General features: G+C 38.6%; 11 protein-coding genes. 2 read left to right on the forward strand and 9 right to left on the reverse strand.

Annotated features, from left to right (window positions below):
- Positions 1–159 precede the first annotated feature (159 nt).
- The 3 genes from Q0779_RS12070 to Q0779_RS12080 all read right to left on the reverse strand — a co-directional run bounded on the left by Q0779_RS12070 (position 160) and on the right by Q0779_RS12080 (position 3,799).
- A complete protein-coding gene (locus tag Q0779_RS12070; protein ID WP_298772875.1) occupies positions 160–1,215 on the reverse strand; it encodes a porin in 1,056 nt (351 codons plus the stop codon).
- Between the two features lie 383 nt (positions 1,216–1,598).
- Entirely contained in the window at positions 1,599–2,645 is a 1,047-nt protein-coding gene (locus Q0779_RS12075) for a porin (protein ID WP_298772877.1), read from the reverse strand.
- A gap of 104 nt (positions 2,646–2,749) precedes the next feature.
- Complete coding sequence (locus Q0779_RS12080; protein WP_298772879.1) at positions 2,750–3,799, reverse strand: porin; 1,050 nt, start codon at positions 3,797–3,799, stop codon at positions 2,750–2,752.
- Positions 3,800–4,278: 479 nt separating this feature from the next.
- Between Q0779_RS12080 and tcdA the strand changes: the two genes are divergently transcribed.
- A complete protein-coding gene (tcdA, locus tag Q0779_RS12085; protein ID WP_298772881.1) occupies positions 4,279–5,112 on the forward strand; it encodes a tRNA cyclic N6-threonylcarbamoyladenosine(37) synthase TcdA in 834 nt (277 codons plus the stop codon).
- A gap of 286 nt (positions 5,113–5,398) precedes the next feature.
- On the opposite strand, the gene Q0779_RS12090 is transcribed toward tcdA, so the two are convergent.
- The 6 genes from Q0779_RS12090 to rsgA all read right to left on the reverse strand — a co-directional run bounded on the left by Q0779_RS12090 (position 5,399) and on the right by rsgA (position 12,886).
- Entirely contained in the window at positions 5,399–5,593 is a 195-nt protein-coding gene (locus tag Q0779_RS12090) for a bacterioferritin-associated ferredoxin (protein WP_298772883.1), read from the reverse strand.
- A gap of 118 nt (positions 5,594–5,711) precedes the next feature.
- Entirely contained in the window at positions 5,712–6,638 is a 927-nt protein-coding gene (locus Q0779_RS12095; protein WP_298772884.1) for a D-2-hydroxyacid dehydrogenase, read from the reverse strand.
- A gap of 116 nt (positions 6,639–6,754) precedes the next feature.
- Complete coding sequence (locus Q0779_RS12100) at positions 6,755–7,453, reverse strand: glycerophosphodiester phosphodiesterase family protein (RefSeq protein ID WP_298772886.1); 699 nt, start codon at positions 7,451–7,453, stop codon at positions 6,755–6,757.
- Between the two features lie 32 nt (positions 7,454–7,485).
- Positions 7,486–10,686, reverse strand: coding sequence for a mechanosensitive ion channel domain-containing protein (locus tag Q0779_RS12105; protein WP_298772888.1), 3,201 nt, complete (start codon positions 10,684–10,686; stop codon positions 7,486–7,488).
- Between the two features lie 241 nt (positions 10,687–10,927).
- Positions 10,928–11,797 carry an archaetidylserine decarboxylase gene (asd, locus tag Q0779_RS12110; protein ID WP_298772890.1) on the reverse strand — a complete coding sequence of 290 codons (870 nt, stop codon included), beginning with the start codon at positions 11,795–11,797 and terminating at the stop codon, positions 10,928–10,930.
- Between the two features lie 18 nt (positions 11,798–11,815).
- A complete protein-coding gene (gene rsgA, locus Q0779_RS12115; protein WP_298772892.1) occupies positions 11,816–12,886 on the reverse strand; it encodes a small ribosomal subunit biogenesis GTPase RsgA in 1,071 nt (356 codons plus the stop codon).
- 201 nt (positions 12,887–13,087) lie between these two features.
- Between rsgA and orn the strand changes: the two genes are divergently transcribed.
- Complete coding sequence (gene orn / locus Q0779_RS12120; RefSeq protein ID WP_298772902.1) at positions 13,088–13,633, forward strand: oligoribonuclease; 546 nt, start codon at positions 13,088–13,090, stop codon at positions 13,631–13,633.
- Positions 13,634–13,948 lie beyond the last annotated feature (315 nt).

Genomic DNA, 13,948 nt, shown 5'->3' on the forward strand with positions numbered 1-13,948 from the left:
ATTTATTATTATCATTAATCGTCAAATTGTTACTTTTAAGGGGGAGGAATGATTTTTAACTATGCAGTGTTTGGATTTCGTTGAGGGGGGAGAGACTAACGTTATCATAGGTGGTCGAAAAATAAACATCCGTGTTAATTGAGCTGGCGATTATCTTTATTAGAAATGATAGTCCACACCGACAGTGATCATATTGTCGTTATTGAGCGTGTAATTGATACCAGCATTAGCATAACTTCCCCGATAGAGGGAGTAATGGGTATAAAGATCGGTAGAGTTCGATAGTACATAATCGGCTCCAATGGTGATTTGTGACATGCGAACATTGGAAAATAAGCTTCTATCGGTAGAACTTCCGCCTGTTGCATTCTTAAAGTAGTAGCCTAATCCTGAGTTATCAGCACCATATTCTGCTTTTAAGTTAATACGATCAAAAGAATAAATCACATTAAGAAAGTAACTATAACCTTTCATGTTGGATTCTGTCATGATTAAACTTTTTGTATATTGGTATAATCCTCCTAACTTAAATGCGCCTAATTTTATCTGTGATACGCCTCTGTAAGCGTTAACATTAGCAATACCATTGTTATAGCTGGCTGAGAGAAAATAGGCTTGTTCGAGTAATTGCTTATCCCCAAATGTTGTTGAGAGCGCATACTGGCTGTTGATATCGACATTGGCACTGTTAGATTGATTTGCAGCCATTAAATAGGTCGCATTAATGGAAATTAAGTCCGCAATTTTGGGTGAATAGTACCAAATGCCATCAGCGCTTCGAGTTTGGGCCGCGACCAAGTTATTAATGTCAGCATTGCTGCCATTAAACACATCGACGTTTCCTTCACTGGATTTAAAGACAGTATTATTACGACCAACTAATATCGTACCGTACCGATTACTGCCAAGGCCTAAATACGTATTATAGGCTTCGATGGGGGTTGATGAACCATCGGTACTGGCATTGTTAACTTGAAAGCTCATTTTGTAGACAAGGCTAATATCGTTCGTTATTGATTCATTACCTTTAATTCCGATTGCGGCCCAGTTTTCAATAGAAGTGCCCGCTTTTCCATTACGGGTACCATTATCGGTATCGGCATTGACGATTGAGTTATTCATTTCACCAAAAAAAGTCATGTCATCAGCATAACTTACTGCAGGAAACAGGCTTAGCAGTGATGCAAGAGGTGCCAGCAAAGTGAATTTATTCATTATTATTCTCAGAAATATTATGTAACAGAAAAGATTGGAACATTAGCCTAAATAATGGGAAGCAATAATAATAAATAATATTGATTGAAAGCTAATTTAATTTATTAGTTAATAATAAAATGGAGGTTAAAAAACAAAATAGTCATTATAATTTTTAAAAAAAAGAACCTTGATGATATATTTATTTTTAAAAATTAAATAATATCTAACAAAGTTGGTTAGCTATTAACGACTATTAAGGTGTTTAATGAAATCGATATTGGAGAGGTATGAGATTTTTCAGTGTAACAATTAAAATATTTTGATATATTGGTTAAATAATGATAAGTGTAATGTTATTATATTTTTTTGAAAGGTAATGTCATTAGTTAAATTTATTAATGTCAAAGATTAAAGTCAATACCAAAGGTTAAGATGTTATCATTTTTTAGTTGGTTGCTTATTCCAGAGTTTTTATATCGCCCTCGAAAAAAACTCATTTGACTGTATAAGCGCGTGGAAGCTGTAAGCATATAGTCTGCACCAAGCGTGATTTGTTTCACCTGAATATTAGAGTACTGACTTCTGTTTATATTACTTGTTGAACCTCCAGTAGCATTGGTAAAATACCAACCTAACCCAGATGTATCTTTGCCATATTCAGCCTTCAAGTTGACTCGATCAAGTGAGTATTTGAGGCTGATAAAATACGTGCTGCCTTTTAAGTTTTTTTCAGTGGATGTTGTGCTCTTAGTGTATTGATAAAGGCCTCCTAGATAGATATTGTTCATTTTAATTTGCATAACTTGTCGTAAGGCATTGATGTTGTCTATACCTTTGTTATAGGCCGTAGCGAGGTAATAATTTTGCTCAGTGAGATTTTTATCACCCATAACAGCAGTGAGTGCATACTGAGCATTGGTTTTTTCGGTTGTGCTGTCTTGATTACTTCCCATTAAATAAGTGCTATTAATAGTGATTATGTTCATCATTTTTGGTGAGTAATACCAAATGGCATCGGCGCTGATGGTTTGACCTGCAGCTAAGTTGCCTATGTCGGCATTGGTTGAGTTAAAGAGATCGATATTACCTTCAGAAAATTTAAAAACAGTATCATTTCGTCCAACAAGTATTGTACCGAGTCGGCTTTCAAGCCCTAAATATGTATTGTATGCACTGATCGGTGACTCATTTCCATCAAGAGTTGCGTTATAAACCAAAGAACTTATTTTGTATATCACACTGAGTTGCTGGCTCAGTTCACTTTTTCCTGTCGTGTCGATGTAAATCCAATTCTCTAAAGTCGTATTTTTTTTTTCACTTAGTGTTGCATAAGAGGTGTTTGCACTTGAAATAGCACTATTGATTTCTGCTGAAAATTGCATTTCATTTGCTTGAGACTTGAAAATAAAAATAAAATAAAGCAGAACAGTTTTATTTTTAAACGCCATTTTGAATATGATCCACTCATTTCTCATTTTTTTTGCTAATTAAAATATGGGTAAATTTAAATTAATATCATTTATGTTGTTATTAATTTGATAACGGTTGATTATTAGAAACTGTAATCAAGGCCGACAGTAAAAATATTGTCATTTTGTAATGTATTTTGGGTTCCAGAGTTTTTATAGCTTCCTTGATACATAATATAATGAGAATACAGTCTGGTGGATTCAGATAACATGTAATCAGCACCGACTGTTATTTGCGTCATATTAATATCGGAATAACCACTCCTATCTATGCTGGTGCTAGTACCACCTGTGGCATTAGTGAAGTATTCGCCGAGACCAGACGTATCTGCGCCATACTCAGCTTTTAAATTAATGCCATTGAGATCATATTGAAGGTTAATGAAATAAGTATTCCCTTTCATATTACTTTCGGTAGTTTTGAGGCTTTGTGTTTGTTGGTACAAGCCACCGAGTGTCAATTTACCTAACTTAATTTGGGCGACTTGTCGATAAGCATCAATAGAAGCTATGCCTGCATTGTATGAACTCGCGAAATAAAAATTTTGATCTTTTAATTTTTTATCACCCAAAATAGCGGTGAGTGCATACTGAGAGCCAATATTGACGCTAGCATCGACACTTTGGTTGGAGGCCATTAAGTAAGTGGCATTGAGCGTGATTAAATTCGCTAATTTAGGGGAATAATACCAAATGGCATCAGCACTTCGAGTTTGTCCTGCGACAAGGCGATCGATATCGGCGTTACTGCCGTTAAAAAGATCAACGCCGCCTTCGGCAAACTTAAAGACGGTATCATTGCGACCAACCAAAACGGTACCGTAAAGGCTGTTTAAGCCTAAATAGGTATTGTAAGCCTTTAATGGACTTGATGAGCCATCAGTGGTGGCATTCAATACTTGAAAACTCATTTTATAAAGTAGTTTTAGATCGGTATCAAGTTGTTCACTGCCTTTTATACCAAATGTTGACCAGTTTTCTAACGAAGTGCCCGTTTTTTCACTTCGAGTGCCATAAGGAGTATTGGCATTGGCGATGGAAACATCCATATTACCATAAAAGGTTGGCGCTTCTGCTTGAACTGAATAGGAGGTCATTGCCAGTATAGAGGCTAATAATCGCTTTATATTCATGTTTAATTACTCTCATCATTTTTATGCCGATCTGGCGGCGAACCGAAATTCATATTGATGTCATTTGAGGCAGGATGAGACTAACGTTTAATGATGATTAATCCTCTATTTTTGAGAATATTCGAGTAAAAAATTGTAAAAAAAGCAGAGTTCAAACTTTTTCGCTATTAAAAAGCTACTTTTACGATATTTATATTTTTATAAATAAATAAACCATCGTTACAAGTCAATTTAAACCTTAACTTTAATACATCTTAATTGATCTCTATTGTGGAAATGGGATTGATTTGTTATAGCGGGTTGGACAAATGTTGTTCGGTTAGGTTGTTTTTCCATCTTTTTATTCCCTACTTAGACGTTGATTGAATCAATCAAATACTTTCTGGTTATAGTCATCGTTAAATTGCTTTTAGGTATTTGATGGCTTTTACGATAAAATATGCTTTCATTTTTGAAGTGGGTTGACTATAGGTGTCACTTTGGATCCTAAAATTATTTCTGATGGGTATATGAATCGTTTTGCTGGTATAGGGCGTTTATATGGGCAAGCTGCATTAACATTATTTGCTCATTCACATGTGGCTGTTGTTGGAGTTGGTGGCGTTGGTACTTGGGTGGCCGAGTCATTAGCGAGAAGCGGTATAGGTGAGATAACCCTGATTGATTTAGATGATATTTGTGTTACCAATACGAATAGACAGTTACATGCTTTAAAACAGACGATAGGTCGGTCCAAAGTGGAAGTGATGGCTGAGCGTATTCGAGAGATTAATCCTGATTGTGTCGTCAATGAAGTTGAAGATTTCATTACTGTGGATAATTTAAGTGAATATTTTGCTTCCAAAAAGCAGGGAGGCAGCCTTGATTATGTAGTTGATTGTATTGATGCAGTCAAACCCAAAGCAGCGCTTATCGCTTGGTGTAAGCGAAATAAACTCCCCATAACGGTCATAGGTGGGGCTGGGGGTCAATTGGATCCTGTGCAAGTTCAGGTCGCTGACTTAGCAAAAACGTATCAAGATCCTTTGTTGGCAAAAGTGCGTAATCTATTGAGACGAGAGTATCATTTTTCTAAAAATACTGCTCGACGTTTTAGTATCGAAGCGGTATTTTCAACGGAGCAATTGGTATACCCTCAAAATGATGGCAGTGTATGCCATACCAAAGCTACGGCAGAAGGGAGCATGCGAATGGATTGCGCTTCTGGTTTCGGAGCGGTAACGGTCGTCACTGGAACGTTTGGCTTCATTGCCGTAAGTCGTGTTTTGATGAAGTTAGCTAAAAAATCGACGAGTCAGTCTTCTACGATATAATGATATTTACTCAAGTGAAATGAAAATGTGAGTGTTAGAATCGCTCAAATGTTCTATTTCAAAGCGCCATCAATGAGAGAATATAGGCAGTTTTTGAAAGGAGGGAATGCAGAAATGGGGTATGTGAGAGATCCCTAAAAGGCGGGTTGAAAAGCTTTTTATGCTGCATTGATCCTCATCACCTTAGTATAACCTCGGCTCGTGGTTTAGTTGACCATCAAGGATGATGGGAATGTCATCTATCATTTTGATAGATTTTATTGATTGAATAAAGCCACTTGTTTTTTTAATCAGCCACTTCATAAAAATTAGGGGTGAGTTCGCGCTCATTTAGTATTATCTGTACAGCCATTTTTGCACATTTACCACATTGATCCGCGACACCTAAGCGATGTTTGACATCAGTCAAAGATTTATCTCCTTGATTTACAGCTTCTTTTATTTGAGTATCTGTGACAGCATGACAAATACAGACGTACATTGGCGAAATCCTACTGATCTGAAGTAATGTAAGTGTAAATGAAAATAATTCTCACTGCTAATAACAGATTGGAATAACGAAGCTGAATTTGTGTCAGAGCAGGTGAAAAGGAAACGTTTTAATAGCCTTTTTCAAAATCAATTTGATGCAGTAAGGATTTACTGTTTATCCAGCGTGAATAATTTTGAGCAAAAATCTCGACAACTTGCTCTGGAAAGCTTGGTGCTGCGATATGAGGAGTAATAGTGACATTAGCGAGTGTCCAGATGGGATGCTCTTTGGGCAGGGGCTCTTGATTAAACACATCCAGAATAGCATGTTGTGTTTGCTGTTGGCTAAGTTGACTAAATAATGCATCGAGATCTAACACATTCCCTCGCCCTAAATTGAATAGAACAGCGTTTGGTTTCAACAGTGCCAGTGTTTCTTCATTGAGGATGTTTTGAGTATCTGGTGTATTGGGTAATATACTGGCAATGGTGTCTGCGTGGGGTAAATAGTGATTGAGTTTGCACAGGGTATCAATGCTATTAAAATGCGGAGCGGGTTTGGCACTGCGATTAATACCGACAACTTGCATGCCAAAGTGTTTGGCTGTTTTGGCAATGTGCTGGGCAATAGAGCCCGTACCTAATAACAGCAAGGTTTGTCCTTGTAAACTCTTGAAGCTCTCAGGCCGCCATATTTTGTGTGATTGTTGCTGTTTATATTTCTGATGTTGTCTATGATGAGCCAGTAAATAACCGAAAAGGTATTCACTCATTAAAGGGCCAAAAATACCTCTAATATTGGTCAGTTTATAATCTTTTCTGAGTTTAGGTTTTATTAATGGCTCTATGCCTGCAAAGGTTGATTGTAGCCATTTTAGTTGATATGCGTGGGGCAATAAGGGAGCGGCTAATTCTGGCTCCGCTAACCAGATATCGGCTTGTTGAATATTAATGGGCTTGTCGTCAAGTAAGTGTAGGTTGGGGAGCTGGCATGAGGTGAGCAATTGTCTGTAACAGGCGTTGGTTTTGGTAAGCAAGAATAACTTATGTTTCATTCCCCCTCCTTTGTCAAAGGCTTACGTTTGGTGATGCCGATAACGACTTTTTGATTTGACGCTAATGTATTAATAGACTCTTGTGATAGGGAAGTTTGACTTAAGTGTAGAACAAATTAGTCTTTTATGGGGAATAAGGATAAGGCTTTATCAGGGAAATTAGTAAAAATACCATCAACACCTACTCGAAATAAATTAGACATATCATCAATATTATCAACAGTATAAACAAATACTTTTATATTTCTTTGATGGGCATCATTAATGATTTCAGGCGTAACAAAGTTGAGGTCTAAATGAATGGAATAAGCGTTTAATGTTGTGGCTATTTGGGCTAGTGATAATGGAATACCGCTAATGATAGGGGCGATATAGGCTGTTGGAAAAACGTGCTTAACTTTTGCTAAGAAAGGGTGGTTGAAAGATGAAATGAGCAATTGTTCTGCGTTAAATCCTAATTCATTAATGAGCTTAGGGTAGATGTTTATAAAGGGTTTCAAGCTATTCAGGCCTTTGAGCTCAATATTGACTTTACAAGGAAAGGCTTTTAAATAGTTCATGACTTGCCAAAGAGTAGGAATAGGCTCCCCTTGTACCAATGTACTTTCTACGGCATCGATACTACTTTGTTCTATGAGAGGGTGATGCAGCTTAGCGTTATCAAGACGACTGTCATGATAGACATAAAGCTGTCCTTCGACGTTTTGAACATCAAGTTCAATCGCTTTAGCACCTAAAGTGATTGCTTTTTTCATTGCCACTAAGGTGTTTTCTGGCGCATGAGCACTTGCACCTCTATGAGCAAAAATTTCCATAAATTAGGTTCCGTTGACCTCTTGCTATTGCATTACGTTCTAATTATCCCCTGATTATCTTTTAGAGAGGTATTGTTAATATGTACCTCTAATTGAGGATAGGCGAGTTCCAATTGATTTTCACGGAGTTTTTTACTAATAAGCTTATGTAGCTTGTGCCTTAATGGCCAGCGTGCGCTCATTTCTTTAGCGTATGCTCGCACTTCAAAGTTTTGAGTATGTTGCCCAAAGCCAGCAAACCAGACTTCAGGCTCAGGGAGCTTCAATGCATCTTCACATTCTTGAACCGCTTGGTATAAGGCTGCTTCGACACGAGAAGGATCGGAATCTCGTGCAACGGAGACATCAATGATAACGCGAGTAATCGGATCGCTTAATGACCAGTTAATGAGTTGTTCAGTAATAAAGGCTTTATTAGGCACAATAATTTCTTTTCTATCCCAGTCAATGATAGTGGTTGCCCTTATTTGAATTTTACTGACAGTGCCTGTGAGATCGCGAATGGTTACGGTATCTCCGATACGGACAGGTTTTTCAAATAAGATAATTAAGCCAGAAATAAAATTGGCAAAAATCTCTTGTAAGCCAAAGCCCAAACCGACCGAGAGAGCAGCGACAAGCCATTGCAATTTAGACCATTCCATTCCTAAGGTCGAGAAACCCGCTAAAATGCCAAAAAAGACCACAAGATAGCGACTCACTGTGGTGATAGCAAAGCCAGTGCCCGGACTTAAATCCAGTTTTTGTAAGACTATCAGTTCCATTAACCCTGGAAGGTTAGTGGCGATCATCAATGAAAAGCTGACAATAATAATGCCGAGTAATAAAGATTTTAGTGTGATAGGTAATTGCTGTTCCATGCCATTAATGGTGCTATTACTGGTCCAGAGGGTCACACCATCGAGTAAGGAAAATAAAGCGGTATGAGTTTGGGTCCAAAGGCCGACTAAACTGGCAAGAAAAGCAAGTAATAATAATGATCGAACGAGCCCTAATGACTGGCTTGAAATGGTTTCGAGATCCACTTCTGGTTCTTCATAAGTTTCGAGTTGTTCATTACTGGTAGTGGTGTTGCCTTCTTTTTCTCTTTGAGCAAGCTGCTCGGCGCGCTTGGCTTTCGCCCTTTCAAAAGCAATGCGACGCCTTTCAATTAACATCCAGCGCTTTATAAGTTGGTAGGTCATTAAAAAGCCCAATCCAAAAAGCAAGGATAGTTGAAGCTGAAGCAACATTTGAAAAGCGGTGTAGTAATAACCTTGAAAAGCGAGTATTGCACAAGCGGGTGGCACCGTCATTAGCATAATCCACAAAAACTTTTGAATAAGTCGCTTGTTTTTGTCATTTTGGTGGGTATGACTGTATCGCTTAGATAGCGAGAGAATGTCTTTGTAAAACCAAAATAACATGATGCAAAAAATAATAAAGGCGCCACGACCTATGCTGTTTCTGACAAGAGAATTATCCAGAATTTGTGTAAATCCCATTACACCTAAAAACGGAACAGACATAATGATGAATTGCCGTAAGCGGATCTGACTGGTGCGAATAAGGCCTCGAGGGCCTTTAAAGTGGCTGATCAATAGTCCTTTATCAAGTGCTAACAGGTAAGCGACTCGGTAGAGCAAATAAAATAAGCCAATGGAGAATAATGCCATTCCCATAGCAGAAGCGAGATTATGAGGCGATAAATATAAAATAACCCCAGCAACAATAATAGGAGAGGGTTTAATAAAACTGTAGCAAAGAGAGTTGCTTAGTACACTGAAAGTATTAATGAATTTATCTTGGGTGACATTACCAACATTGGCAAGATCACGCCTAACAGCGGCTTTAAATTTAGGAGTGAGAATATCTTGCAGCACTAAACTTAAGACTAAAATGATAATCCACCAAGACCAAGCTGTATTTTGGTCTTTAAAGGAGTTAGTTAATTCTTGCCAAGGGGCTTGCTGAGTCAGCCATTGCCAACTTTGCAGTAGGTCAATGCCCCAGAGTTTACTAATACTACTGGCATTAGGCACCCAAAATAAATGCTCATTTAAGGTGTTTTTTAAGGTTAAGTATTGTTGAGTGAGCTGCTCATTACTGACTCTGAGATCCGCCATTTTACTTAAATATTGATCATAACTTTGCAGTAGTTGTGTCAAGAGCAACTTTTGTGAGTTCAATAATTTTTGTTGAAGTGGAGAAAAATCGGTAATTTTTAATATTTGCTGTGAATTGATATTAAGGCTTTGCTCGAGTCGATACCGATCGAGTCTAGTATTGGCTATCTTTGTTTGCAGCTTCTCTTGATTAGGTGGCTTAGGTAAAGACTGTAAAATCTGTAAAAATTGCTCACCAAAGGCTGAATTGAGTTTTATCCAACCAATTTGTTGCTGAATACTGGTGAGTTGCTTGGCTTGAACTTGGTATTGCTTTTCCGCTTTTTCTTGCTGACTCACTGTGAGACTGATGTTATTCGTGAGTTGTTGTAGCAATAAACCATATTTTTGGTTGTCTTGGCTGAGTTGACGAGTGAACGGGCTCGTATTTTCATCGGTTTGTATTTTGCTGTCGGCAATGGCTGCAGAGGTTTTTTGTTGTCTTTGCTTAGCAATTTGTGCATTGAGATCTTCAATTAATGCTTCTTGCTGGGCTAGTTGTTGTCGAACAAGTTGGAGTTGGAGTTGATTAAGTTCAATACGCTTTTGGCTGCTAGCAAGTTCAGCCTCAAGGGTCGTCACTGTCTGGTCGTATAAGGTTCTTTGTACTGTTAATAAAGCGTTTTCTGAGCTTTTGTTTTCAATAATAGGGTTTTTTTGATGTTGCTGTAAATTTTCTCGAGCATCGGTTATTTCATTGGGAAGTTCATCTCGACTCTTTATTAGCGTATTAATTTTATTGCTTAAAGTTACTTCGATTTCTTTTAATTCAGACAAACGAAGGTAAGCCATTGAGGCTTGTTGATTCAGATCTTGTTTATTGGACCAAGAAAGCTTAATGCTGGCACTGGTGAGTTGAGCTGCAAGGCTTTGCTTATGGGCGTTGAAGTTTTTAAGCAGATCGTCGGCATTTTTTTCGGTGGCTTTAAGTTTATCGATTTCTGCTTGTATTGAGGCCACTTTTTCTTCAGTGGTCGGTGTTTTTGTTGTATCTGTCGTTATTCCTATTCGTTTATCCAATTGGAGAGGATCGGCGCCATAGGCTGATAAGGACGTTAAACAAAAAAGGAATAATAAAACACGGAACATTAAGAGGCTACATTATCTGAGAAACACATGTTTTATACTAGCTAAGTTCGCTCTAGAAAGAAATCATCATAGGGCAACTTTTGTTGAACTTTTAAGGACCTTGTGCTGCTTGTTGTTAAATGGTTTTTTATGTTTTTTTAGTGTTTACTTTATGTTTATTTGTTCGGCGGTAAATTAAAGGAGTAGGAAGATGAAGGCCAAGCGGTTAGCCCCTTTAACAAGTAAAAGGGGCTAATATAAATTAGCTGTGCTTTTTCGTCATGGCAAAGTGCTCACCCATGCGGGTGACAGCTTTAGGGGTAAGATTGTCAGCAAAGTGTTCAATGGCATCTTTTTCAAATAACATGACAACGGTGCTGCCTAATTTAAAGCGTCCCATTTCATCGCCTTTGGCTAACGTGATGGCATCAGGTCCCGATATCGGATAATCCCAAGTGAACACATCTTTCCCTGTGGGCGGAGTGACGGTGCCAGCCCAAACTGTTTCGATACTCGCAACAATGGTTGCGCCAACGAGCACCATGGCAATAGGGCCAATTGCCGTTTCAAAAATGGCCACTACACGCTCGTTTCGTGCGAAGAGTCCTGGTACATTTTCGGCTGTTAATGGGTTAACAGAAAAAAGTTCTCCAGGAACGTAAGTCATTTTAGACAAGGTGCCTTCAATGGGCATATGGATACGATGATAATCCTTCGGAGCAAGGTAAATAGTGGCAAAATCCCCATCAATAAAGCGTTGAGCATCATCACTTTGATCGCCTAATAAAGCCAGAGAAGAATAATCATGGCCTTTAGCTTGGAAAATTCGTCCTTCTTTAATGGGACCGAGTTGACTGATTGCACCGTCTACAGGGTGAATAAGCGCATGGTTTTGCTCGTGCAAAGGGCGAGCGCCAGATTTTAATGGGCGCGTAAAAAAATCATTGAAACTGCGATAAGATTCTGGTCTAGGATCAGCAGCTTCGCTCATGTTAACCTGATATTTTTTGATAAACCCTTTGATTGCAGCAGTAGTAATTGCTCCCATCTCTGCGCTGGCGAGTTTGCCAACAAGGCGAGACAATAAGTGTTTGGGTAACAGATACTGTAAAGCAATTTTTAACTTGTCCAATGTTTGATCCTTGTGCTCTTATTCGTCTGGGCCAACTCTAAAATGACGAGCATGTCGTTGCTCATCTAAGCTGGCAATAATTTTATGGTAGTTTTGGTAACGATCAGTGCTGATTTCACCTGCATCATAGGCGGCTGTAATGGCACAACCTGGGTCACTGAGGTGTTTACAATCTCTGAATTTGCAGGTACCGAGATATTCTCTAAATTCAATAAAACACCAACCTACACGCTCAGCAGGTAGGTGCCAAAGTGCAAACTCACGGACTCCGGGTGAATCGATAAGATCACCACCGCTTTGAATATGGAGCAGTTTAGCTGTGGTAGTAGTATGTTGACCGAGCCCTGAGTTTTCAGAAATATCTCCAGTGATTAATGCAGCATCGGGCATGATGGCATTAATGAGAGATGATTTACCGACACCAGATTGTCCAACAAACACACTGACTTTGTCTTTCATTAACTCATGTAATGTTTCTACGCCCTGAAGTAAAGTGCTGCTGACTTTGTAAACTGGATAGCCAATATCACGATATCGCTGTAGAGCGGCTTCAATGGCTTGGCTTTCTTCTTCTGAAATCAAATCGATTTTATTCAAAATGATGATAGGTGCAATGCCTGTATCTTCAGCGGCGACGAGATAGCGGTCAATAATTTGTGTGGTAAAACTGGGTTTGACTGATGACACAATGAAAATTTGGTCAATGTTTGCCGCAATAATTTTAACGCCATCATAAAGATCGGGGCGAGATAATTGAGAATGTCTAGGGTGAACGGCTTCAACAACACCGGCAATGGCTGTTGGATTCCCTTGGTTTACATGTTGAGATAATCTTACAATGACTTTATCGCCAGTAACTAAGCTTTTAATATTTCTTCTAATATCACAGCGTGAGATCACCCCGTCTTGTGTTTCTACATCTGCATGTTGGCCAAAGCGGGAAATAATGGTGCCTGCTTGTTCGCTGCCTAAAGAGCTGTCTTGGAGATCTGTTGAGGACTCCGGTTTATCATGCTGTTGTAGCTTTTTTTTATGATTGGTCCGCATTCGGCGTAATTGACCATGGCTTAATGGTTTTTTTTTGCTCACAGAATAGTCTTCGTCATTTTATAAGGCTCACTCATCTTGATTTGTCTTAAGTTCAGTAAGGCTAATTTTGTGTCTGTCACACACGCTCCCTTTCTTTAATCAAGGTAATATCAGAAGTGGTACGAGTATAAATAAAGCAGTATGATACACGGTCTTAAAGAAAAAAGCCTAAATTTAGATAAAACAGATGAAGAGGATGCTATGACTGCCGATGCAAATAACCTGATATGGGTCGATTTGGAAATGACGGGACTTGATCCTAGCGTCGATAAAATCATTGAAATTGCAACGATTGTTACGGATAAAGATTTGAACATTCTTGCTGAAGGACCCGTATTAGCGATTCATCAATCTGATGCGCAACTTGCCTTGATGGATGAATGGAATCAGACACATCATGGAAAATCTGGGTTAATTGACCGAGTGAAGGCTAGCAAAGTGAATGAGCAGCAAGCAATTGAGGAAACAATTGCTTTCTTATCTGAATATGTATCTGCAGGTGTTTCACCTATGTGTGGTAATAGTATTGGGCAAGATAGACGGTTTTTGAATCGATATATGCCAGAGCTGGAAAATTATTTCCATTATCGTAATATCGATGTCAGTACCATAAAAGAGCTGGTGAATCGTTGGCAGCCTCAAATGATGAAAGGCTTGACGAAAAAAAATGCTCATCAAGCTTTACTTGATATTCAAGAGTCGATTGCTGAATTACAGTTTTATCGCGAAAAAGTATTTAAAATTTAATCAGTCGGTCAGTTTATTTACAAGAAGGGGTTGCAGTACGGCGAAATTCTCCTATAATGCGGCCTCAACTTTACTGGCTTTATGTCATGTGATGTTGGAAGTTGATGCGACATTAGCTCAGTTGATAAGGTTGAAAATCGATACCTTACGGTTTTGCTAATATAGCGAAAAGTAATGCGACATTAGCTCAGTTGGTAGGTTGGAAATCGATACCTTGCAGTTGTGTTAAGATAGCAATAAGTGATGCGACATTAGCTCAGTTGGTAGAGCGATACCTTGCCAAGGTATAGGTCATCGGTTCGAACCCGATATGTC

Origin of the sequence: uncultured Shewanella sp., from assembly GCF_947491715.1 — a bacterium.
Taxonomy (GTDB): domain Bacteria; phylum Pseudomonadota; class Gammaproteobacteria; order Enterobacterales; family Shewanellaceae; genus Shewanella.

Excerpts from the sequence above, each read along its gene's own strand:
- Q0779_RS12070 (WP_298772875.1), bottom strand. The coding sequence starts at position 1,215 with ATGAATAAATTCACTTTGCTGGCACCTCTTGCATCACTGCTAAGCCTG.
- Q0779_RS12075 (WP_298772877.1), bottom strand. The coding sequence starts at position 2,645 with ATGGCGTTTAAAAATAAAACTGTTCTGCTTTATTTTATTTTTATTTTC.
- Q0779_RS12080 (WP_298772879.1), bottom strand. The coding sequence starts at position 3,799 with ATGAATATAAAGCGATTATTAGCCTCTATACTGGCAATGACCTCCTAT.
- Q0779_RS12090 (WP_298772883.1), bottom strand. The coding sequence starts at position 5,593 with ATGTACGTCTGTATTTGTCATGCTGTCACAGATACTCAAATAAAAGAA.
- Q0779_RS12095 (WP_298772884.1), bottom strand. The coding sequence starts at position 6,638 with ATGAAACATAAGTTATTCTTGCTTACCAAAACCAACGCCTGTTACAGA.
- Q0779_RS12100 (WP_298772886.1), bottom strand. The coding sequence starts at position 7,453 with ATGGAAATTTTTGCTCATAGAGGTGCAAGTGCTCATGCGCCAGAAAAC.
- Q0779_RS12105 (WP_298772888.1), bottom strand. The coding sequence starts at position 10,686 with ATGTTCCGTGTTTTATTATTCCTTTTTTGTTTAACGTCCTTATCAGCC.
- orn (WP_298772902.1), top strand. The coding sequence starts at position 13,088 with ATGACTGCCGATGCAAATAACCTGATATGGGTCGATTTGGAAATGACG.